The organism is Streptomyces similanensis, from assembly GCF_039543625.1.
GTDB classification, from domain to species: domain Bacteria; phylum Actinomycetota; class Actinomycetes; order Streptomycetales; family Streptomycetaceae; genus Streptomyces; species Streptomyces similanensis.
Window position 1 is genome coordinate 1 of record NZ_BAABKC010000078.1, and the last position, 20,769, is coordinate 20,769.

General features: G+C 72.0%; 20 protein-coding genes, 5 tRNA genes and 1 pseudogene. 18 read left to right on the plus strand and 8 right to left on the minus strand.

Annotated elements, in window-relative coordinates; genetic code table 11:
- The coding region (locus tag ABEB07_RS25145; protein ID WP_345670417.1) for a sensor histidine kinase at positions 1-2,247 on the minus strand (2,247 nt) is incomplete at its 3' end.
- Between the two features lie 601 nt (positions 2,248-2,848).
- Here ABEB07_RS25145 and ABEB07_RS25150 point away from each other — a divergent pair.
- The 9 genes from ABEB07_RS25150 (at position 2,849) to ABEB07_RS25190 (ending at position 7,093) form a co-directional block, all read left to right on the plus strand.
- Positions 2,849-3,037 carry a hypothetical protein gene (locus tag ABEB07_RS25150; RefSeq protein ID WP_164582295.1) on the plus strand — a complete coding sequence of 63 codons (189 nt, stop codon included), beginning with the start codon at positions 2,849-2,851 and terminating at the stop codon, positions 3,035-3,037.
- Between the two features lie 309 nt (positions 3,038-3,346).
- Entirely contained in the window at positions 3,347-4,132 is a 786-nt protein-coding gene (locus ABEB07_RS25155; protein ID WP_176150638.1) for a fumarylacetoacetate hydrolase family protein, read from the plus strand.
- Positions 4,125-5,609: a glutamate--tRNA ligase gene (gene gltX / locus ABEB07_RS25160; RefSeq protein ID WP_345670419.1), complete on the plus strand. Its 1,485-nt coding sequence runs from the start codon at positions 4,125-4,127 to the stop codon at positions 5,607-5,609. Before ABEB07_RS25155 ends, gltX begins: the two co-directional genes overlap by 8 nt.
- A gap of 107 nt (positions 5,610-5,716) precedes the next feature.
- Positions 5,717-6,472 (plus strand): HAD family hydrolase, encoded by a 756-nt coding sequence (locus ABEB07_RS25165; protein WP_345670420.1) that lies wholly within the window; start codon positions 5,717-5,719, stop codon positions 6,470-6,472.
- Positions 6,473-6,563: 91 nt separating this feature from the next.
- Positions 6,564-6,635, plus strand: a tRNA-Gln gene (locus tag ABEB07_RS25170).
- A 42-nt stretch (positions 6,636-6,677) separates the two neighbouring features.
- Positions 6,678-6,750 (plus strand) — tRNA-Glu (locus ABEB07_RS25175).
- Between the two features lie 62 nt (positions 6,751-6,812).
- Positions 6,813-6,885 (plus strand) — tRNA-Glu (locus ABEB07_RS25180).
- Between the two features lie 20 nt (positions 6,886-6,905).
- A tRNA-Gln gene (locus ABEB07_RS25185) sits at positions 6,906-6,977 on the plus strand.
- A gap of 43 nt (positions 6,978-7,020) precedes the next feature.
- Positions 7,021-7,093, plus strand: a tRNA-Glu gene (locus ABEB07_RS25190).
- Between the two features lie 65 nt (positions 7,094-7,158).
- Here the strand turns inward: ABEB07_RS25190 and ABEB07_RS25195 are convergent.
- Positions 7,159-7,719: pseudogene (locus ABEB07_RS25195) on the minus strand (MerR family transcriptional regulator); the annotation flags it as partial.
- 195 nt (positions 7,720-7,914) lie between these two features.
- Positions 7,915-8,628, minus strand: a complete 714-nt coding sequence (gene ndgR, locus ABEB07_RS25200; RefSeq protein WP_164583350.1) for an IclR family transcriptional regulator NdgR — start codon at positions 8,626-8,628, stop codon at positions 7,915-7,917.
- A 189-nt stretch (positions 8,629-8,817) separates the two neighbouring features.
- Here ndgR and leuC point away from each other — a divergent pair, with 189 nt between their 5' ends.
- The 4 genes from leuC (at position 8,818) to ABEB07_RS25220 (ending at position 12,208) form a co-directional block, all read left to right on the plus strand.
- The gene (gene leuC / locus ABEB07_RS25205; RefSeq protein WP_345670421.1) at positions 8,818-10,248 is read left to right on the plus strand and encodes a 3-isopropylmalate dehydratase large subunit; all 1,431 of its coding nucleotides are present in this window, start codon (positions 8,818-8,820) and stop codon (positions 10,246-10,248) included.
- A 6-nt stretch (positions 10,249-10,254) separates the two neighbouring features.
- A complete protein-coding gene (gene leuD, locus ABEB07_RS25210) occupies positions 10,255-10,848 on the plus strand; it encodes a 3-isopropylmalate dehydratase small subunit (protein WP_345670422.1) in 594 nt (197 codons plus the stop codon).
- Positions 10,849-11,196: 348 nt separating this feature from the next.
- Complete coding sequence (locus ABEB07_RS25215; RefSeq protein WP_164583353.1) at positions 11,197-11,421, plus strand: SCO5555 family protein; 225 nt, start codon at positions 11,197-11,199, stop codon at positions 11,419-11,421.
- Between the two features lie 142 nt (positions 11,422-11,563).
- Positions 11,564-12,208 (plus strand): HU family DNA-binding protein, encoded by a 645-nt coding sequence (locus ABEB07_RS25220; protein WP_345670424.1) that lies wholly within the window; start codon positions 11,564-11,566, stop codon positions 12,206-12,208.
- 79 nt (positions 12,209-12,287) lie between these two features.
- On the opposite strand, the gene ABEB07_RS25225 is transcribed toward ABEB07_RS25220, so the two are convergent.
- Positions 12,288-12,500: a hypothetical protein gene (locus tag ABEB07_RS25225; protein WP_176150644.1), complete on the minus strand. Its 213-nt coding sequence runs from the start codon at positions 12,498-12,500 to the stop codon at positions 12,288-12,290.
- A gap of 116 nt (positions 12,501-12,616) precedes the next feature.
- Positions 12,617-13,255 (minus strand): 2-phospho-L-lactate guanylyltransferase, encoded by a 639-nt coding sequence (cofC, locus tag ABEB07_RS25230; protein ID WP_345670425.1) that lies wholly within the window; start codon positions 13,253-13,255, stop codon positions 12,617-12,619.
- 153 nt (positions 13,256-13,408) lie between these two features.
- Here cofC and ABEB07_RS25235 point away from each other — a divergent pair, with 153 nt between their 5' ends.
- From ABEB07_RS25235 to ABEB07_RS25245, 3 genes are read left to right on the plus strand one after another with little or no spacing between them, the layout of a single operon-like run.
- Positions 13,409-14,260 (plus strand): lysophospholipid acyltransferase family protein, encoded by an 852-nt coding sequence (locus tag ABEB07_RS25235; RefSeq protein ID WP_345670426.1) that lies wholly within the window; start codon positions 13,409-13,411, stop codon positions 14,258-14,260.
- Positions 14,257-15,267, plus strand: coding sequence for an NAD(P)H-dependent glycerol-3-phosphate dehydrogenase (locus ABEB07_RS25240; RefSeq protein WP_345670427.1), 1,011 nt, complete (start codon positions 14,257-14,259; stop codon positions 15,265-15,267). Before ABEB07_RS25235 ends, ABEB07_RS25240 begins: the two co-directional genes overlap by 4 nt.
- 59 nt (positions 15,268-15,326) lie before the next feature.
- A complete protein-coding gene (locus ABEB07_RS25245) occupies positions 15,327-16,484 on the plus strand; it encodes a D-alanine--D-alanine ligase family protein (protein WP_345670428.1) in 1,158 nt (385 codons plus the stop codon).
- Positions 16,485-16,505: 21 nt separating this feature from the next.
- On the opposite strand, the gene ABEB07_RS25250 is transcribed toward ABEB07_RS25245, so the two are convergent.
- Both ABEB07_RS25250 and ABEB07_RS25255 read right to left on the minus strand, forming a co-directional pair.
- A complete protein-coding gene (locus ABEB07_RS25250) occupies positions 16,506-17,006 on the minus strand; it encodes a DUF3515 domain-containing protein (RefSeq protein WP_345670429.1) in 501 nt (166 codons plus the stop codon).
- Between the two features lie 21 nt (positions 17,007-17,027).
- On the minus strand, positions 17,028-17,261 hold the full coding sequence (locus ABEB07_RS25255; protein WP_009190833.1) for an Lrp/AsnC family transcriptional regulator: 234 nt from the start codon (positions 17,259-17,261) through the stop codon (positions 17,028-17,030).
- Positions 17,262-17,467: 206 nt separating this feature from the next.
- On the opposite strand from ABEB07_RS25255, the gene ABEB07_RS25260 reads away from it, so the two are divergent.
- Together ABEB07_RS25260 and thiD are read left to right on the plus strand one after the other, a co-directional pair.
- Complete coding sequence (locus tag ABEB07_RS25260) at positions 17,468-18,433, plus strand: thiamine-phosphate kinase (protein WP_164585580.1); 966 nt, start codon at positions 17,468-17,470, stop codon at positions 18,431-18,433.
- The gene (gene thiD / locus ABEB07_RS25265; RefSeq protein WP_176150650.1) at positions 18,430-19,296 is read left to right on the plus strand and encodes a bifunctional hydroxymethylpyrimidine kinase/phosphomethylpyrimidine kinase; all 867 of its coding nucleotides are present in this window, start codon (positions 18,430-18,432) and stop codon (positions 19,294-19,296) included. Before ABEB07_RS25260 ends, thiD begins: the two co-directional genes overlap by 4 nt.
- Here thiD and ABEB07_RS25270 read toward each other — a convergent pair.
- Positions 19,260-20,570: an FAD-dependent monooxygenase gene (locus ABEB07_RS25270; protein ID WP_345670433.1), complete on the minus strand. Its 1,311-nt coding sequence runs from the start codon at positions 20,568-20,570 to the stop codon at positions 19,260-19,262. The genes thiD and ABEB07_RS25270 overlap by 37 nt on opposite strands.
- Between the last annotated feature and the right edge of the window lie 199 nt (positions 20,571-20,769).

The following is a 20,769-nucleotide window of genomic DNA, read 5'->3' on the forward strand; positions in this document are numbered from 1 at the left end:
GAACGTCGCGTCGGCGGCAGCGGCGGCGGCCGCCGGACCGCCCGCGGAGGGAATGCCGGGCTTGCCGGGAGCCGGCTTCTTGCCGCCCTGGGCGACGTCGACCGGCAGCATGACGAGGGCCGTCGTACCGCCCGAGTCGGACGGGCGCAGCTGGATGCGGATGCCGTGCCGCTGGGAGAGCCGGCCGACCACGAACAGACCCATGCGGCGGGAGACGGAGACGTCCACGGTGGGCGGCGAGGCGAGCCGCTCGTTGATCGCGGCGAGGTCCTCGGGGGAGAGGCCGATGCCGGTGTCGTGGATCTCGATCAGCACCCGCCCGTCGGGCAGCGCGTGACCGGTGACCTTGACCTTGGTCTGCGGCGAGGAGAACGAGGTGGCGTTCTCCAGCAGCTCGGCGAGCAGGTGCACGAGGTCGTTGACGACCCGGCCGGCGACCTCGGTGGTCGGCACGGACGCCAGCTCGATGCGCTCGTACTGCTCCACCTCGGAGGCCGCGGCGCGCAGGACGTCGACCAGCGGGACCGGACGGGTCCACCGGCGGCCGGGCTCCTCGCCCGCGAGGACGAGGAGGTTCTCGCCGTTACGGCGCATGCGGGTGGCGAGGTGGTCGAGCTTGAACAGCGAGGACAGCTGGTCCGGGTCGGCCTCGCGGGACTCCAGCTCGGAGATCAGCGACAGCTGACGCTGGATCAGGCCCTGGGAGCGGCGCGAGAGGTTGGTGAACATCGCGTTGACGTTGCCCCGCAGCAGGGCCTGCTCGGCGGCGAGCCGGACCGCCTCGCGGTGCACCTCGTCGAAGGCCGCGGCCACCTGGCCGATCTCGTCGCGCGAGTGCACACCGACCGACTCCACGGTGGTGTCCACGTCCTGCGGGTCGGACTCCGACAGCTGCTTGACCAGCTCGGGCAGCCGGTCCTGGGCGACCCGGGTCGCGGTGTCCTGGAGGCGGCGCAGCGAGCGGATCATGGACCGCGCCACGACGAACGCGCCGACCAGCGACACACCGAGCACCAGCAGGATCAGCACACCGGAGATGATGGCGTCCTGCTCGGTGGAGCTGCGCAGCTCGCGCGCCTTCTGCTCCATGTTCTCCAGCAGGGTGTGCTCGATCTTCCGCATCTGCTCGATTTTGGTCGAGCTGTCGTCCACCCAGTCGCGGTAGGAGCGCTTGTTCAGCTGAGAAGCCAGGCCCTGCGAGCTGTCCAGCGCGCGCTTGGCGTACTGGTCGGCCGACTGGATGGTCGGGTTGCCTTCCTCGACCGGCTTGAGGAGGTCCTCGGCTCCCGTGCCGTAGATGTTCCGGAAGCTGTTGATCTCGGAGGTCTGGCTGTCCAGCGCCGACTGCGCGTACAGGCGGTCGTTGTCGGAGAGCCGGCCCCGGGAGGTGTTGTTGGCCGGCAGCGCCGCCGCGATGACGGCGCGCTGTACGGAGGCGTACTCCTTGGCGGAGGAGAACGCGGCCAGCGCGCGGGTGCGCTGGATCATCTCCGGGTTGCTGGTCGCCTCGGCCATGTCCTGGGAGAGGCCGAGCAGCTCGGTGATGAGGTGGTGGTACGCCTCGACGGTCTGGGAGGAGTTGTCCGTGGACTCGTAGGCGTTCTTGCGGATCTTGGCCAGGCCGTTCAGCTCGCTGGCCAGGCCCACCAGGGTGTCGCGGACACCCAGGAGGCTGCCGTCCTTGCTGGCGCTGTCGATCTCCTCGGAGGCGGTGAGGAAGTTCGTCTTGGCGCGGTCCGTCTTGTCCCGGAAGCCCTTGACGGTGATGGCGCTCGCGCTGGAGGGGTGGGAGAGCGGACCGGCGGACTGGTCGCGCTCCTCCTGGAGCGCGGCGGCCAGCTCGGTGGCCTGCTTGGTCATGTCCGTCAGCAGCTTCATGTTGTCGAGCTGCTGGATGTCGTCCAGGTTCTGGTTGATGCGCAGGCCGCCGAGCGTGGTGGCCGCCACCACGGGGAGGGCGAGCAGCGACACCAGACGGGTGGAGATGCGCCAGTTGCGCAGGGCCACGCGCGAGCCGGGGCCGGTGGGGGCCGAGTTCTTGGCCGACTTGGCCGGCTTGGCGGGCGCGCCGGGGCCCGACGGGGGAGTCGTACCGGCCGCGCCGCCGCGTTCCTTGCTGTCGCCGGACGAGGCCGGACCCGGGTTCTGGGCGTGCTGGGGCGAGGAGCTGACGGCCGTGGGGCCTGTCCCGCCGTGCGGCTCCGGCTCCGCCGAAGCGCTGCCATCCCTCTTGAAACGTCCCTGCACTAGCGTCGCAACCTCTGGACCAGGCGCCCTCCCGGATGAGCGGGAAGACGGTGTCGGCGTCGTGGGGAGCGTCCTGAATACGTTCCCCGGGTGGTCGTGAGTGACCGGCGCTGGCTCCCCCTGTCTCGCCGCCACTCGGCGCTGCGTTGCGCCCCCTGCGCGCCGGCTCGATCCTGCGGCGGTCCGTGGCATTCCAGCACAGTGCAGGATCTCCAACAAGGCATGTGGGCCATGCTGTGACCTCTGTGACACGGCGTGAGTGGCGAGTTACCGGTGGTGGAAAGTGATCTCCCGCAATGCGGACATATGGCTACGACCCGGTGAGCGACCGCAGGTGTCCCAGTCGCCATGATCGGGAGCGGAATGGCTGCTTCAGGTGATGAATGTCCGTTTTGGTGCGGCGCGAGGCGTCCGGCAATTGTCCGAATTGTCGACGGTGTCGTGAGGAAACTCACATGGAGATCACGGTCTCTTCACGGCCTCGGCCGGGAATCGCATGTTTAGCCTGACGCTTTACAGCGATGGCAAAACCGACAACCGGTGCCCGAGCGGGGCTTCCGAGGCCCCGCGGCGCCCGTAGACGACAAGGTCTCCAACAGCCGTGAAGACGACGATGATGTTCCGCAACATAGCCAACCCCCGGCGCACCACGCTCGCGCACCTCCAGGACGCCGAAGCGCTGCAGATCCCGGAACTGCCGGAGCACTCCGTCACCCTCCCGACCCAGACCGCCAATCCCCGGCGCACCATCCTGATGGAGGCCCCGGTCGCCGCTTCCGTCGCCGAGTAGACCGCAGCCTCCGTCGCGGACTAGACCGCCGCCTCCCGCACGGAGCAGTACGCGCCCGGCCCGCCGCGTGCTCAATCCGCCGCGCGCCGCACGCGCCGACGCGCATCCGGAGACCCAGGGGCGCCCCCGACGGCGAATTCCAGGGGGCGTCCCTCCGCCGTGCCCGCCCCTCCGCCGCGCCCGCGGCGGACGCCCCCGTGCGGCCGTGACCCGCCGTCCCGGCGGCGCGATGCGCGAGAGACGGGGCCCGTGCCGCGTTAGCCTGGAGCGTCAGACTCCAGCCAGCTCAGTCAAGGGGCCAAGCAACCCGTGCGCATCGCCAGGTTCTCCATCGACGGGAACGTCGCCTTCGGCGCGGTCGAGGGCGACCAGCCGGACGAGCTCGTCCTCGACATCATCAAGGGCATCCCGTTCGCGGACTTCGAGCTCTCCGGCACCAAGGTCCCGCTGAGCAAGGTGCGGCTGCTGCCGCCGGTGCTCCCCAACAAGGTCGTCGCCTTCGGCCGCAACTACGCCGAGCACGCCCGCGAACTCGGCAACGAGGTGCCCGACGCGCCGTTCGCCTTCTTCAAGCCGTCCACCTCGGTGATCGGCCCCGGCGACCCCATCCAGTACCCCTCCTTCTCCGAGGAACTGCACCACGAGGCCGAGCTGGCCGTCGTCATCGGCCGCATGTGCCGCGAGGTCCCGCGCGACCGCGTCAAGGACGTGGTCTTCGGCTACACCTGCGCCAACGACGTCACCGCCCGCGACGTCCAGCGCCGCGAGAAGCAGTGGGCCCGGGCGAAGGGCTTCGACTCCTCCTGCCCGCTGGGCCCCTGGGTGGAGACCGGCCTCGACCTCGCCGCCGCGTCCGACCTGACCGTCCAGCTCACCGTCAACGGCGAGCAGCGGCAGCTGGGCCGCACCAGCGAGATGATCCACTCCATCGAGGATCTGATCGTCAACATCTCCGAGGCCATGACGCTGCTCCCCGGCGACGTGATCCTCACGGGCACCCCGGCGGGGGTCGGCCCCCTGAACGTCGGCGACGAAGTCGCCGTCACCATCGAAGGCATCGGCACTCTCACCAACAAGGTTGTCAAGCGTGGCTAGCGCACCAGCATCCACCGTCCGCGTCCGTTTCTGTCCCTCGCCCACCGGCAACCCGCACGTGGGGCTGGTCCGCACCGCCCTGTTCAACTGGGCGTTCGCCCGTCACCACCAGGGCGCCCTCGTCTTCCGCATCGAGGACACCGACGCGGCCCGCGACTCCGAGGAGTCGTACGAGCAGCTGCTGGACGCGATGCGCTGGCTGGGCTTCGACTGGGACGAGGGCCCCGAGGTCGGCGGCCCGCACGCGCCCTACCGCCAGTCGCAGCGCATGGACGTCTACCGCGACGTCGCGCGGAAGCTGCTGGACGCCGGCCACGCCTACCACTGCTACTGCTCCCAGGACGAGCTGGACGCCCGCCGCGAGGCCGCCCGCGCCGCCGGCAAGCCCTCCGGCTACGACGGCCACTGCCGCGAGCTGAGCGACGTACAGGCCGAGGAGTACCGGGCCGCGGGCCGCAGCCCCATCGTCCGCTTCCGGATGCCCGACGAGACGATCACCTTCACCGACCTCGTCCGCGGCGAGATCAGCTACCTGCCGGAGAACGTCCCGGACTACGGCATCGTCCGCGCCAACGGCGCCCCCCTCTACACGCTCGTCAACCCGGTCGACGACGCGCTGATGGAGATCACCCACATCCTGCGCGGCGAGGACCTGCTCTCCTCCACCCCGCGCCAGATCGCCCTGTACAAGGCGCTGATCGAGCTGGGCGTCGCCAAGGAGATCCCCGCCTTCGGCCACCTGCCGTACGTCATGGGCGAGGGCAACAAGAAGCTCTCCAAGCGCGACCCGCAGTCCTCGCTGAACCTCTACCGCGAGCGCGGCTTCCTGCCCGAGGGCCTGCTCAACTACCTCTCCCTGCTCGGCTGGTCGCTCTCGGCCGACCAGGACATCTTCTCGGTCGAGGAGATGGTCGCGGCCTTCGACATCGCCGACGTCAACCCCAACCCGGCCCGCTTCGACCTGAAGAAGTGCGAGGCGATCAACGCCGACCACATCCGCATGCTCGACGTGAAGGACTTCACCGAGCGCTGCGCGCCCTGGCTGCGGGCCCCCTTCGCGCCGTGGGCCGCCGAGGACTTCGACGAGGCCAAGTGGGCGGCGATCGCCCCGCACGCCCAGACCCGCCTGAAGGTCCTCTCCGAGATCACCGACAACGTCGCCTTCCTCTTCCTGCCCGAGCCCGTCTTCGACGAGGCCAGCTGGACGAAGGCGATGAAGGAGGGCTCGGACGCCCTGCTGCGCACCGCCCGGGAGAAGCTGGCGGCGGCCGACTGGACCTCGGCCGAGTCGCTGAAGGAGGCCGTCCTGGCCGCCGGCGAGGCGCACGGCCTCAAGCTCGGCAAGGCCCAGGCCCCGGTCCGCGTCGCCGTCACCGGCCGCACGGTCGGCCTGCCCCTCTTCGAGTCCCTTGAGGTCCTGGGCGAGGAGAAGACGCTGTCCCGCATCGACGCGGCGCTGGCCAGGCTCGCGGCCTGACGCCCGCGCGTCCGGAAGGGGCGGTTCCCGGTCGCCGGGAGCCGCCCCTTCGCGCTGTCCGGGCGCCGCCTCCCGCCGGGGCCCGACACGGCGGTACCGTCGTAGACATGACCACCGAGCCCGTCCTGTCGGAGGTCCGAGCCGTCCTGTGGGACGTCGACGACACCCTCTTCGACTACACCACGGCCGACCGCACCGGGATGCGGGCGCACCTGCTGGCCGAACGGCTGCTGGAGCGGTACGGCGACGCGGAGCGGGCCCTCGCGCACTGGCGGCGGATCACCGACGAGCAGTGGGCGCGGTTCGCGGCGGGGGAGGCGACCTTCGAGCAGCAGCGGCGCGACCGGGTGCGGGTCTTCCTCGGCCGGCCGGAGCTGTCCGACGCCGAGGCGGAGGCGTGGTTCGGGCGTTACCTGCGCCACTACGAGGCGGCCTGGGCGCTCTTCCCGGACGTGCTGCCCGTGCTGGACGCCCTCGCCGCCAGCCACCGGCACGCCGTGCTGTCCAACTCCAACCTCCAGGTCCAGGAGCACAAGCTGCGCGTCCTCGGCGTGCGCGACCGCTTCGAGGCCGTGCTGTGCGCGGCGGAGCTGGGTGTGTCCAAGCCGGCCCCCGAAGCGTTCCACGCGGCCTGCGAGGCGCTGGAACTCGCCCCGCGCCAGGTCGCGTACGTCGGCGACCACCCCGAGATCGACGGCCGGGGCGCCGCCGCCGCGGGGCTGCTGTCGGTCTGGATCGACCGTGGCGGGGTGTACACCCTGGGTGACGCCGAGGGCGGTCCGCGGCGGATCTCCTCCCTCGCCGAACTGCCCGCGACGCTCGGCACGGACAGTCGTTTTGGAGCCCCGTCCACCTTCAGGTAATGTTCTTCCTGCGCCGCGGGGAACGGGCCGAAAGGCCGGAAACCCGAAGCGCAGTACTAGAACGAGAACCCCGCAGGGGCTTGCGTTCCAGTGGCCTATGGTGTAATTGGCAGCACGACTGATTCTGGTTCAGTTAGTCTTGGTTCGAGTCCAGGTAGGCCAGCTCGCAGATGCTTCAATCTGCAACCGCGGATCACATCCGCGAGCCCCCGTTGTGTAGCGGCCTAGCACGCTGCCCTCTCAAGGCAGTAGCGCCGGTTCGAATCCGGTCGGGGGTACAGATCCTTCCCGCGAGGACAGACAGGGTAGCTCCCCCTGTCCTTGACGCAGGATCGCTAGGGCCCCCGTTGTGTAGCGGCCTAGCACGCCGCCCTCTCAAGGCGGTAGCGCCGGTTCGAATCCGGTCGGGGGTACGACTGGTCTAAACCATCATTGGTCTATGGTGTAATTGGCAGCACGACTGATTCTGGTTCAGTTAGTCTTGGTTCGAGTCCAGGTAGACCAGCTCGGACCTGCGGCGGTGCAGTACTGGACGCCCGCAGGCCCAGGCCCCCGTTGTGTAGCGGCCTAGCACGCCGCCCTCTCAAGGCGGTAGCGCCGGTTCGAATCCGGTCGGGGGTACGTCAAGATCCGATGGGCCCTGCTTCGGCGGGGCCCATCGGCGTTTCCGTGCCCGGCTCACCGGCTCACTCGAAGCCGTACCGCCGCGCCGACTCCTCCTCCTGGGCCGGCCGGTGCAGCGCCCGCAGCACCGGCTCGTCGAGGATCGCCCCCAGCACCGCGAACTCGACCCGCTCCGCCTGCGACGGGTACCGCTCCATGTTGTCCAGGTCCAGGACCGCCGTCCGGTGCATCAACTCGGCGTACGGCGCGAGCAGTTCGGCCCCCCAGTCGTAGCCGAGCCGGCGGAACGCGGCCACCGCGACCACCAGCGAACGGTAGGCGGGGGAGAGGGTCGTGAGCTGCTCGGAGTTGCGCCGGCCGAGCCGGTCGAGCGGCGCCGCGACCTCCTGCCGCGCGGCCCGGACGTGCTCGTCGTCCTGGTCCGGCTCCGGCACCTGCGGCAGCGCCCACAGCGCCGCGCCCAGCCGGATCGTCCGGCCCAGACCGTCGTCGTCCACGTGCCCGAGCACCTCGCGCACCGTGGCCACCGGCACCTCGCCCACCTGGATCATCGCCCGCACCAGCCGCAGCCGGCGCAGATGCTCCTCGTCGTACTCGGCGCTCGTGGCGTTCACCTGGCGTCCGCGCCCTGCGGCGTCCCGGAGCTGACGAGGCGGCCCCGAGTCCGGATGGGGGGACTCGGGGCCGCCTGGTGTTCGTCGTGCGGGTGTCGTCGCCCGGTGTCGCCGGGCGGGGCGTGGTGCGGTGCGGGGGTCGTCGTGCGGTTCCGGCGGGGACGGGGCCGCGGCGTCGGGGCCGCCGTCCGGCGGGGGAGCGGGTCAGGAGCGGCGCAGCGCCTCGGAGAGGCGGCCGGCGGCGTCGATGACCGCCTGGGCGTGCATCCGGCCGGGGTGGCGGGTGAGGCGCTCGATGGGTCCGGAGACCGAGACGGCGGCCACCACGCGGTTGGAGGGGCCGCGCACGGGCGCGGAGACCGAGGCGACGCCCGGCTCGCGCTCGCCGATCGACTGCGCCCAGCCGCGCCGCCGCACCCCGGACAGGGCGGTCGCCGTGAAGCGGGCGCCCTGGAGGCCGCGGTGCAGACGCTCCGGCTCCTCCCAGGCCATCAGGACCTGCGCGGAGGAGCCCGCCTTCATGGTGAGGGTGGAGCCGACCGGGACGGTGTCCCGCAGGCCGGACAGGCGCTCGGCGGCGGCGACGCAGATGCGCATGTCGCCCTGGCGGCGGTAGAGCTGCGCGCTCTCGCCGGTGACGTCCCTGAGGTGGGTGAGCACCGGGCCGGCGGTGGCGAGGAGACGGTCCTCGCCGGCGGCCGCGGCCAGTTCCGCGAGCCGCGGGCCGAGAATGAACCGGCCCTGCATGTCGCGTGCCACCATGCGGTGGTGTTCCAGGGCCACGGCCAGCCGGTGGGCCGTGGGTCGTGCGAGTCCGGTGGCCGCGACCAGACCCGCGAGGGTGGCCGGACCGGACTCCAGGGCGCTCAGGACAAGGGCTGCCTTGTCCAGGACGCCGACGCCGCTACTGTTGTCCATGAAACGATACTCGCGTCTCACTCTGTGAAACGCAAGTTCAATTTTCCATGGAACACGCCACCCTGGTAGTCACAGCGGCTCGTGGACCGGCGGGCCCGGAGGCGGTTGCCCGTAGGGGGGCGCGGCGCCGCTTCCCCAAGATCTCTAGTTGGGCCGGACGCACTGGTGCGACCGGCCGGAGGGAAAGCGATGGGTAGGACACTCGCGGAGAAGGTCTGGGACGACCACGTCGTCCGGCGCGCCGAGGGCGAGCCCGACCTCCTCTTCATCGATCTGCACCTGCTGCACGAGGTGACCAGCCCCCAGGCCTTCGACGGCCTCCGCAAGAGCGGGCGCGGTGTGCGCCGGCTCGACCTGACCATCGCCACCGAGGACCACAACACCCCGACCCTCGACATCGACAAGCCCATCGCGGACCCGGTCTCCCGCGCCCAGCTGGAGACGCTGCGCAAGAACTGCGCGGACTTCGGCGTGCGGCTGCACCCGCTGGGCGACGTCGAGCAGGGCGTCGTGCACGTGGTCGGACCCCAGCTGGGCCTGACCCAGCCCGGCACCACCGTCGTCTGCGGCGACTCGCACACCTCCACGCACGGCGCCTTCGGCGCGCTGGCGTTCGGCATCGGCACCTCCCAGGTGGAGCACGTGCTGGCCACCCAGACGCTGCCGATGGCCCGCCCGAAGACCATGGCGATCACGGTCGACGGCGAACTGCCCGAGGGCGTCACCGCCAAGGACCTGATCCTGGCGATCATCGCCCGGATCGGCACCGGCGGCGGCCAGGGCTACGTCCTGGAGTACCGCGGCTCCGCCATCGAGAAGCTCTCGATGGAGGCGCGGATGACCATCTGCAACATGTCGATCGAGGCCGGCGCCCGCGCGGGCATGATCGCCCCCGACGAGACCACCTTCGCCTACCTCCAGGGCCGCCCGCACGCCCCCGAGGGCGAGGACTGGGACGCCGCCGTCGCGTACTGGCGGACGCTGCGCACCGACGACGACGCCGAGTTCGACGCCGAGGTCGTCATCGACGCCGCCGAGCTGTCCCCGTTCGTCACCTGGGGCACCAACCCGGGCCAGGGCGCGCCGCTTTCGGCCGCCGTCCCCGACCCGGCCTCGTACGAAGACGCTTCGGAGCGCCTGGCCGCCGAAAAGGCCCTGCAGTACATGGGGTTGGACGCCGGTCAGCCGCTGCGCTCCATCCGGGTGGACACCGTCTTCGTAGGTTCGTGCACCAACGGCCGCATCGAGGACCTGCGCGCCGCCGCCGACATCGTGCGGGGCCGCAAAGTCGCCGACGGCGTGCGGATGCTGGTCGTCCCCGGCTCCGCGCGGGTCGGCCTCCAGGCGGTCTCCGAGGGCCTGGACGTGGTCTTCAAGGAGTCCGGCGCCGAATGGCGGCACGCGGGCTGCTCCATGTGCCTGGGCATGAACCCCGACCAGCTGGCCCCCGGCGAGCGCTCCGCCTCCACCTCCAACCGCAACTTCGAGGGTAGGCAGGGCAAGGGCGGCCGCACCCACCTGGTGTCGCCGCAGGTCGCCGCCGCCACCGCGGTCCTCGGCCACCTGGCCTCCCCGGCCGACCTGTCCGACGCCGACGCCCCCACGCCCGCTGGAGTCTGAGAGATCATGGAAGCCTTCACCACCCACACCGGCCGGGCCGTCCCGCTGCGCCGCAGCAACGTCGACACCGACCAGATCATCCCCGCCCACTGGCTCAAGAAGGTCACCCGCGACGGGTTCGAGGACGGGCTGTTCGAGGCCTGGCGCAAGGACCCCGAGTTCGTGCTCAACCGCCCCGAGCGGCAGGGCGCCACGGTCCTGGTGGCCGGACCCGACTTCGGCACCGGCTCCTCCCGCGAGCACGCGGTCTGGGCGCTGCAGAACTACGGCTTCAAGACCGTGATCTCCGCCCGTTTCGCCGACATCTTCCGCGGCAACTCGCTGAAGAACGGCCTGCTCACGGTGGTCCTGGACCAGAAGATCGTGGAAGCGCTCCAGGAGCTCACCGAGAACGACCCGGCCGCCGAGATCACCGTCGACCTGGTCGGGCGCGAGGTGCGCGCCGAGGGCATCACCGCCTCCTTCGAGCTGGACGAGAACTCCCGCTGGCGGCTGCTGAACGGTCTGGACGACATCTCCCTCACGCTCCAGAACGAGGAGGACATCGCCGCGTACGAGGCGAAGCGCCCGTCCTTCAAGCCGCGCACGCTCCAGGTGTGAGCCAGGTGTGAGCCCCGGTGATCACACGTGTCCCCGGTGTGATCCACCGCCCCGGCCGGTGACGGACCGCTGAGCCGGAGCGGTGCTCCGGCTCCGTGACAAGTCGAGTTTCGGCCACCGCGAAACGCCGCTGTACCCCCGATCGCCACGATCGGGGGTACAGCCGTTCTCGGGGCCGGCCCGGTCGGCCGGCCGCCGGGCGAGCGGACAACTGCCCAGGTTAGAGCGGTTGTTGCCCGGGTACACAAGGTCCCGGGTGCCGGTCGACGGCGTCGCCCGGACGGCTGTCCGAGGCGGCAGTTGCCCCCTGCGCAGGCGACAACTCGCCCCAGATGGCACAATCTGTGCATGGACAGCGACGGCCAACTCCAGCTCTACGCGGTGGTCGCGGCCCAGTTGAAGGAAGCGCACTCGCGGGTGCGCGCACTGCAAGTCCCGGAGGGCGTACGGATGGCGCTGACCCGGAAGCTGCTGGTCATTACGGCTGCGGCCAAGCACGATCTCGCCGGGGCGGCAAGGCGTCTGGAGCGGTTCACGGCGGAGCTCGACGAGGGACGAATCCCCGGCGAGTAAGCCTGAACAGCCCGAGACCGTCGAGTCTGTTGCGGCACAAGGGTGATTAGCCCGTTTCGTGTTTGATTTGCGGTATATATCTGCCTAACGTGCGAAAAAGCTTGAACATCTTCGTTCTGGCGAGGTCTCCGAAGGGGAAGACGTGAACAAGGCGCAGCTCGTGGAAGCGATTGCCGACAAGATGGGCGGCCGGCAGCAGGCCGCCGACGCCGTCGACGCGGTACTGGACGCCATCGTCCGAGCGGTCGTCGCGGGAGACCGGGTCTCGGTCACCGGCTTCGGCTCCTTCGAGAAGGTCGACCGCCCGGCCCGCTACGCCCGCAACCCGCAGACGGGTGAGCGGGTGCGGGTCAAGAAGACCTCCGTTCCCCGCTTCCGGGCCGGCCAGGGGTTCAAGGACCTGGTGAGCGGCTCGAAGAAGCTCCCGAAGAACGACATCGCGGTGAAGAAGGCGCCCAAGGGCAGCCTGTCCGGCCCGCCCCCCACCATCGCCAAGGCGGCCGGCAAGAAGGCCGCCGCGAAGAAGACGACCGCGGCGGCGGCGAAGAAGTCGGCCGCGAAGAAGACGACGGCGGCCGCGGCGAAGAAGACCACCGCCAAGAAGACGACGACGACGGCGGCGGCCAAGAAGGCCGCGCCGGCCGCGAAGAAGACGACGGCGACGAGCGCCGCGAAGACCGCCGCCAAGAAGGCCCCGGCGAAGAAGGCGACGGCGAAGAAGGCCCCGGCCAAGAAGTCGACCGCCCGCAAGACCGCCGCGAAGAAGACCACCGCCCGCGGCAAGTAGGCGCACCGCGGTCCTCATGCGCCGGGCCGGACTCCCGAGGGAGCCCGGCCCGCGGTGCGTTCGGCCTGCTCAGCGGCGGTCAGAAGGTCTGCAGCGTCACCAGGGTGATCCGCGGCCCGGCGCCCGCGCCGCCGTCCGCCGCCGTCTCGACGCGCACCCGCTGCCCCGGCCGCAGCAGCCGCAGCCCGCCCGCGTCGAACGCGGCGGCGTCGAACGGCACCGGTGTGCCGTCGTCCAGCAGCACCTGCCCGCTGCGGCTTTCGGGGTCGTACGTGTATGCGGTCGCCTGCATGACCGCAGCCTACTGCCCCCGGCGGCGGCCCGCGCGGCTCCGCGACCGGGTCCCGGGCGCCCGGCCGTGCGCCGCCGCCGGTCTTCGGCGGGCGGCCCCCGGCGGGCGCGTGGGTCTCACGGGTCCGGGATCAGCAGGTGGGACGCGGCCGCCGTCGTGCGGGGGCCGGCGCCCAGGGCCAGCGCGGCGCGCAGATCGGCGCCGGTGTCGACGTCCTGGCGTACCGAGTCCACCGCGTCCAGGTCCAGTTCCACCGCGCCCGAGGCGCGGTGGCGCAACCGGGAGGCGCCGCCGAACGCCGGCCGCAATTCCCGCTCCGGCGCCGCCGTCAGCAAAGTGGTGCCCACCCCCGCGGCGTCCGCGAGAAAAGCGCGCGGGAATGCGGCCGCCGCCGCCAGAACACGGGCCAATTCCCCCGGCCGCAGCGCCGGAAGATCGGCGTTGAGTGCCGCCACGGGACCCGCGGGCCCTACCGCCCGGACGGCGGCGGCGCCGTGCGCGAGCGCGGCGTTCAGACCGGCGCCCGGCGCGTCCGGCACGATCCGCGCGCCCAGCGCCGCCAGCTCCCGCCCGGCCAGCGCGTCGTCCGTGACGACCGCCACATCCGCGACCGCCGCACAGGCCAGCGCCGCCGCCACGGTGTCCTGCGCGAAGGCGAGGGCGAGAGCGGGCCGCACCCCGTCCCCGGCGGTGTCCGCCAGCCTGCTCTTGGCCCGCGCAAGGGGCTTCAGGGGGATCACCAAGGTCCACTGCACGGGCGTTCGTCCCTCTCTTCGTCGCGGACATTCTCCCCGGCCCAGCCGAGGGCGCGCGGAGCGGGGCGTACGGTGTTCTCGACAGACCGGCGGCCTGGGGCGACACTTGTGCGGCTCCCGACCCCGGGGGCAGACCTAGAGGAAGGTGTCCGCGTGCCCCGCCGCAGAATCGGCTTCTGGTACCGCTTCGCAGCGGTGATCTGCAAACCACCGCTGGTGGTTCTGATCAAGCGGGACTGGCGCGGAATGGAGAACATTCCGGCCGACGGCGGATTCATCACCGTGGTGAATCACAATTCCCACATCGACCCCTTCGCCTATGCCCATTTCCAGTACAACACCGGGCGCGTCCCGCGATTCCTCGCGAAGAGCGGGCTTTTCCGGAAGGGCCTGGTGGGCGCCGCCATGCGCGGCACCGGACAGATCCCCGTCTACCGCGAGAGCACGGACGCGCTGAGCGCCTTCCGCGCCGCCATCGACGCCGTCCAGCGCGGCGAGTGCGTCGCCTTCTACCCCGAGGGCACCCTCACCCGCGACCCGGACGGCTGGCCGATGACCGGCAAGACGGGCGCCGCGCGGGTCGCCCTGCAGACCAAGTGCCCGGTCGTCCCGGTCGCCCAGTGGGGCGCCAACGAACTCCTGCCGCCCTACGCCAAGAAGCCGAACCTGCTGCCCCGCAAGACGCACCAGGTGCTGGCCGGCCCGCCGGTGGACCTGTCGCGCTTCTACGACAAGGAGATGACGCCGGACGTCCTCAAGGAGGCGACCGAGGTCATCATGGCGGCCATCACCGCCCTGCTGGAGCAGGTCCGCGGCGAGAAGGCGCCCGCCGTGCCCTACGACCCGCGCCGCGAGCGCATCGAGCAGCGCCGCCGGACCCAGGCGCAGGCACAGGCGCAGGCGCAGCAGCACGCCCAGGCGCGGGTCCAGGGCCGGACCGCCGCCGTCGCGCCCAAGGAGCCGGCCGCGCGCGAAGCCGTACGGGAAGAGGGGCAGGGCACGTGAGCGCACCGGTCAAGGCGGCCGTCTTCGGCACCGGATCGTGGGGCACCGCCTTCGCCGTGGTCCTCGCCGACGCCGGCTGCGACGTCACCCTGTGGGCCCGCCGCCCCGAACTGGCCGAGGCGGTCAACTCCACCCGGGCCAACCCGGACTACCTGCCCGGCCTCGAACTCCCGGCCGCCGTGCGGGCCACCGCGGACGCCGCCGAGGCCGCCCGCGACGCGGACTTCACCGTCCTCGCCATCCCCTCCCAGACCCTGCGCGACAACCTCGCCAAGTGGCTGCCGCTGCTCGCCCCGGACACCGTCCTGGTCTCCCTGATGAAGGGCGTCGAGCTGGGTTCGGCGATGCGCATGAGCGAAGTGATCGAGGACGTCGCCGAGGTGCCCGCCGACCGCGTCGCCGTGGTCACCGGACCCAACCTCGCCCGCGAGATCGCCGCGCGGATGCCGGCCGCCGCCGTGGTGGCCTGCGCCGACGAGGCGGTCGCCCGGCGGCTCCAGGCCGCCTGCCACACGCCGTACTTCCGGCCGTACACCAACACCGACGTCGTCGGCTGCGAACTCGGCGGCGCCGTCAAGAACGTGATCGGCCTCGCCGTCGGCATCGCGGACGGCATGGGGCTCGGCGACAACGCCAAGGGCTCGCTCATCACCCGCGGACTCGCCGAGACCACCCGCCTGGGCATGGCGCTCGGCGCCGACCCGCTCACCTTCTCCGGCCTGGCCGGCCTCGGCGACCTGGTGGCGACCTGCTCCTCGCCGCTGTCGCGCAACCACACCTTCGGCGCCAACCTCGGCAAGGGCATGACCCTTCAGGAGACCATCGCCGTCACCCGGCAGACCGCCGAGGGCGTCAAGTCCTGCGAGTCGGTGCTCGACCTGGCCCGCCGGCACGGCGTCGACATGCCGATCACGGAGACGGTCGTCGGCATCGTGCACGAGGGCAAGCCGCCGGTGGTCGCCCTCAGGGAGCTGATGTCGCGCAGCGCGAAGCCCGAACGACGCTGAGCGACCCCGCCCCGCCAACGCTGCCCAGGGGCACTGCCACCGGGTACTCTCATCGCGATATGAGCACCGAGAACATCCCCCAGAGCCCCGAGCAGCCGCCCCGCAAGCCGCGCGTGGCCGTCGTGTGCGGCGGCCGCAGCTCCGAACACGGGATCTCCGTGGTCACCGCCGGAGCGGTGCTGCGCGCCATCGACCGGTCCAAGTACGAGGTGCTGCCGATCGGCATCACCACGGACGGCCGTTGGGCCCTGACCGCGGACGAACCGGAGCGCATGGCGATCACCGACCGCCGCACGCCCAGCGTCGACGAGCTGGCCGAGTCCACCGAGGGCTCCGTGGTGCTCCCGGTCGACCCGCACCACCGCGAAGTCGTCTACAGCGAGCCCGGTTCGGTGCCCAAGGCGCTCGGCGAGGTCGACGTGGTCTTCCCGGTGCTGCACGGCCCCTACGGCGAGGACGGCACCCTCCAGGGCCTGCTGGAGCTGTCCGGCGTGCCCTACGTCGGCTCGGGCGTGCTCGCCTCGGCCGTCGGCCAGGACAAGGAGTACATGAAGCGGGTGTTCACCTCCTTCGGGCTGCGGGTCGGCCCGTACGTGGTGATCCGGCCGCGCGAGTGGGACCGCGACCGGGCCGCCGCCCGCGCCAAGGTCGTGGACTTCGCCGGCGAGCACGGCTGGCCGCTGTTCGTGAAGCCCGCCCGCGCGGGCTCCTCCATCGGCATCACCAAGGTGGACGGCCTCTCCGGCCTCGACGAGGCGATCGAGGAGGCCCGCAGGCACGACCCGAAGGTGCTGGTGGAGGCCGCGGTGCGCGGTCGCGAGATCGAGTGCGGGGTGCTGGAGTTCGAGGACGGACCGCGCGCCTCCGTGCCGGCCGAGATCCCGCCGCCCCAGGAGCACGCGTACTACGACTTCGACGCGAAGTACATCGACTCCACGCCCGGCGTCGTGCCCGCCCCGCTGACCGAGGAGCAGACCGCCGAGGTGCGCCGGCTCGCGGTGGAGGCGTTCGAGGCGGCCTCCTGCGAGGGCCTGGTCCGCGCGGACTTCTTCCTCGCCGAGGACGGCGGCTTCGTCATCAACGAGATCAACACCATGCCCGGCTTCACGCCCATCTCGATGTACCCGAAGATGTGGCAGGCCACCGGCGTCTCCTACGAGGAGCTGGTGGACCGCCTCATCCAGGCGGCGCTGGACCGCCCGACCGGCCTGCGCTGACCCGGCGCGCCCGGCCCTCCGTCAGTCGGCGATCCCTTCGGGGATCGCCTTCTTGACGGCCGGGGCCAGACCCACCAGCACGGTGGAGCTGTCCTGCCCCTCGGGCACCTCGACCTCGACGTACGCCCTGCGGTTGGCGGTGGTGAAGCGGTACCCGCCGTCGCCCCGCCGTTCCATCAGCCAGTCGACGCCGTTCACCCCGCCGGCCACCGCGTCCGGGTCGCTGCCCTCGGCGACCTTCGGGTCGATCATCTTCGGCGGCCGGGGGACACCGCAGCGCAGTATGATCACCGGGCTTCCCCAGCCCGCGGTCAGCGCCGAGGCGGGCCGGGGGTCCTTGCGGCTCAGTCCGGCCAGCTTCGGCGGCAGCGCCCCGTCCAGGTTCCGGCACAGCTTCACGGCCGACGCGCCCGGACGGGGAACCGCCACGGCGGCGCCGTCGTCGCTCGAAGAACAAGCCGTGGCGGCGATCAGCACGGCGAGGACGGGCAGGCCGAAAGGCCGGTGACGGGAGAAGCTCACCGGCCCCAGGGTAGACGGGGGCTACAGATGCACGACCGGGCAGGTCAGGGTACGGGTGATCCCGTCCACCTGCTGGACCTTCGCCACCACCATGCGGCCCAGGTCGTCGACGGTGTCGGCCTGCGCGCGCACGATGACGTCGTACGGTCCGGTCACGTCCTCGGCCTGGATCACTCCGGGGAGTCTGCTGATCGTCTCGGCGACGGTCGACGCTTTGCCGACCTCCGTCTGGATCAGGATGTACGCCTGTACCACGGAACCTCCAGGGCGGCCACGAGGATCATGTGGGGAAAAGGAACGCCACGGTATCGCGTCGCCGTACGCCGCGGGGAGACCCTCGCGGAACGTGGCCGGCGCGCCGGGGTGCAGGTAGGACTGAAGTTGACGGCCGTCGGGGCCGCGGCGCCGACCGGGTGGCCGCACGCCGGGGAACGTACAGGGACAGAAGGGGCGTAAGGGCTATGAAGGGCACTGTGGGTGAGCTAGGTGAGTTCGGGCTCATCAGGGAGCTGACCTCCCGTCTCACCACCACCCCGGCGGTCCGGGTCGGCCCCGGTGACGACGCCGCGGTGGTGGCCGCTCCCGACCGCCGGGTGGTGGCGAGCACGGACATACTCCTGGAGGGCCGGCACTTCCGGCGCGACTGGTCGACGGCGTACGACGTGGGCCGCAAGGCCGCCGCGCAGAACCTCGCGGACATCGCCGCCATGGGCGCGGTGCCGACCGCGCTGCTGCTCGGCCTGGTCGTCCCCGCCGAACTCCCGGTCACCTGGCCCACCGAGCTGATGGACGGCCTGCGCGACGAGTGCCAGGTGGCCGGCGCCTCGGTGGTCGGCGGCGACGTGGTGCGCGGCGACAGCATCATGGTCTCCATCACCGCTCTCGGCGACCTGCGCAACCACGAGCCGGTGACCCGCGCCGGCGCCCGGCCCGGCGACCTGGTCGCCGTCACCGGCTGGCTGGGCTGGTCCGCCGCCGGGTACGCCGTCCTCTCCCGCGGCTTCCGCTCCCCGCGCGCCTTCGTGGAGGCGCACCGCCGCCCCGAACCGCCGTACCACGCCGGCCCCGCGGCGGCCGGACTCGGCGCGACCGCCATGTGCGACGTCAGCGACGGGCTCATCGCCGACCTCGGGCACATCGCCGAGGCCAGCAAGGTCCGCATCGACGTGCGCTCCGGTGCCATCGACGTCCCCTCGCAGATGAACGACATCGGGCAGGCCGTCGGCGTCGACCCGCTCCAATGGGTGCTGACCGGGGGAGAGGACCACGCGATCGTGGCGACCTTCCCCCCGGACGTGAAGCTGCCGGCCCGCTGGAAGGTGATCGGCGAGGTGCTCAACCTCTCGGCGCTGCCCCAGGTCACGGTCGACGGGGCGCCGTGGACCAAGAAGGGCGGCTGGGACCACTTCGGGGACATCGAGTCATGAGCACCGCGTCCGCCCCCGCACCCGCCTCCCGGCCCGCGCCGCCCCGGGTCCTCACCGTCGCCGGCTCCGACTCCGGCGGCGGCGCCGGGATCCAGGCCGACCTGAAGACCATGCTCGCCCTCGGCGTGCACGGCATGAGCGTGCTCACCGCGGTGACCGCGCAGAACTCGCTCGGCGTGCAGGGCGCCTGGGAGCTGCCCGTCGAGGCGGTGCGGGCCCAGTACCGCAGCGTCGTGGACGACATCGGCGTCCAGGCGGTCAAGACCGGCATGCTGTCCTCGGCGGAACTGGTCGCGACGGTCGCCGAGTTGATCGCCGCCACGGATGCGCCCGCGGTCGTGGACCCGGTCGGCGTCTCCAAGCACGGCGACCCGCTGCTGGCCGCCTCCGCACTGGACACCGTGCGCGCGAAGCTGCTGCCCGCGGCGACCGTCGCCACCCCGAACCTGGACGAGGTCGCCCAGCTCACCGGCGTGCGCGTCACCCGCGAGGAGCAGCTGCCCGAGGCCGCGGCGGCCGTCCTCGCCTTCGGGCCCCGGTGGGTGCTGATCAAGGGCGGCCACCTCGCCGGGGACGCCGTCGACCTGCTCACCGACGGGAGGGAGGAGCACTGGCTGCGTGCCCCGCGGCACGACAACCGGCACACCCACGGCACCGGCTGCACCCTCGCCTCCGCGATCGCCGCGCACCTCGCCCAGGGACGCTCGGTGCCGGCGGCGGTGACGGCGGCCAAGGAGTACGTCACCGGGGCCGTCGCCGCCGGCTTCGCGCTCGGCGGCGGCATCGGACCGGTGGACCACGCCTGGACCTTCCGCACCCGCACCCCTCACCCGGAGCAGGAGCCGGGGGCGGCGGCGGGGTAGCCGACGGCGGCCTGGTGATCCGGGACGACCGGGTGATCGGGGGCGGCCGGGCGATCCGGGACGGTCGGGTAGTCGGGCAGTTCGATCGCGGTGGCCGCCTTCTCCGTGAGCCGCCTGAAGAAGCCGGCCAGCGGCCGGGAGCCGAGCAGCCGGTACATCCGGTCCCGGCTGCGGATGCGCCGCTCGGTCGGCGGGGCGAAGAACGGGCCGGCGTTCCCGGAGATCTTCTGGCACCCCTTGGCGAAGTCCCGCACCCGGCTCTCGTACCGAGCGAACGCCGTACGGTGATCGCCGCCCGCCAGGGCGAGTTCACCGGCCAGCACGTACGCGCCGACGACCGCCACGCCGGTGCCCATGCCGCCCATGGTCGCGCCGTGGCCCGCGTCGCCGAGCAGCGCCACCCGGCCCCGCGTCAGCCGGTCGAGGTGGATCTGCGCGATCGCGTCGAAGTACAGCTCGTCGGTCCGCTCCAGCGCGGCCATCACCCGCTCCGTCTCCCAGCCCATGCCCGCGAACCGCTCGGCCAGGATCCGCTTCTGCGCGGCCACGTCCCGCCGGTCGTACGCCAACTCCCGTGAGCGGAACACCAGCAGGGCGCCCGCGCGCTCCGGGTCGCCGTCGTAGTTGCTGACGGCGACGCAGCGGCCGGGCTCGCTGTACAGCAGGCCCCGGCGGTCCAGGCCCAGGTGGTTGGGGACGGGGAAGCCGGCCACGTAGTGGTCGAAGAAACGCAGGTGACGGGACTCGTCGCCGAAGATCAGGCGGCGGGTGTTCGAGTGCAGCCCGTCCGCGCCGACGACCAGGTCGAAGCGGCGCGGCGCGCCCCGCTCGAAGGCGACGTCGACTCCGCCGGGGGTCTCGGTCAGCGCGGTCACCGAGTCGCCGAAGACGTACTCGACCTCGTCCCTGGTGCGTTCGTACATGATCCGCGCCAGCTCGTCGCGGAAGATCTCCACGTCGCCGCTCATCATCGCGGCCGGCAGGTCCACGCGCGGGACGCCGTCGGCGTCGACCACGCTCTGCGGGCCCATGTGCGTCTGGCGGGCGTGGATCTCGTCCCAGATGCCCATCTCGGTCAGGACCCGGCGGTGGACGCGGCCGCGGAAGTCGACCGCGAAGCCGCCGCCGCGCAGGGCGGGCGCCTTCTCCACGACGGTGACGCGGGCGCCGTGTCGGGCGAGGTTCAGAGCGAGGGCCGGTCCGGCGACACTCGCGCCGGAGACCAGGACGCTGAGGTGGGCGAGGGCTGGGGTGTGCTGCGGATTCGTCGTCATGCGCCCCACCCTCGGCGGCGGCGCTGACCGCCCGCCTACCGCCCGCTGACCGCCGCTTGCGGTGCGCTGACCGCCGCTTGCGGTGCGCTGACGCTCTCGGTGCGCCGGCCGCCGTCTGCGGTTCGTTGCGCGCCGCTCAGGGTGCGCCGGCCGCAGCCCGTGGGTTGCTGACCGTCGCCCAGGGTGCGTACGCCCTCGG

Excerpts from the sequence above, each read along its gene's own strand:
- ABEB07_RS25165 (WP_345670420.1), top strand. The coding sequence starts at position 5,717 with ATGACCACCGAGCCCGTCCTGTCGGAGGTCCGAGCCGTCCTGTGGGAC.
- ndgR (WP_164583350.1), bottom strand. The coding sequence starts at position 8,628 with ATGGACAACAGTAGCGGCGTCGGCGTCCTGGACAAGGCAGCCCTTGTC.
- leuC (WP_345670421.1), top strand. The coding sequence starts at position 8,818 with ATGGGTAGGACACTCGCGGAGAAGGTCTGGGACGACCACGTCGTCCGG.
- leuD (WP_345670422.1), top strand. The coding sequence starts at position 10,255 with ATGGAAGCCTTCACCACCCACACCGGCCGGGCCGTCCCGCTGCGCCGC.
- ABEB07_RS25215 (WP_164583353.1), top strand. The coding sequence starts at position 11,197 with ATGGACAGCGACGGCCAACTCCAGCTCTACGCGGTGGTCGCGGCCCAG.
- ABEB07_RS25225 (WP_176150644.1), bottom strand. The coding sequence starts at position 12,500 with ATGCAGGCGACCGCATACACGTACGACCCCGAAAGCCGCAGCGGGCAG.
- ABEB07_RS25245 (WP_345670428.1), top strand. The coding sequence starts at position 15,327 with ATGAGCACCGAGAACATCCCCCAGAGCCCCGAGCAGCCGCCCCGCAAG.
- ABEB07_RS25260 (WP_164585580.1), top strand. The coding sequence starts at position 17,468 with ATGAAGGGCACTGTGGGTGAGCTAGGTGAGTTCGGGCTCATCAGGGAG.
- thiD (WP_176150650.1), top strand. The coding sequence starts at position 18,430 with ATGAGCACCGCGTCCGCCCCCGCACCCGCCTCCCGGCCCGCGCCGCCC.
- ABEB07_RS25270 (WP_345670433.1), bottom strand. The coding sequence starts at position 20,570 with ATGACGACGAATCCGCAGCACACCCCAGCCCTCGCCCACCTCAGCGTC.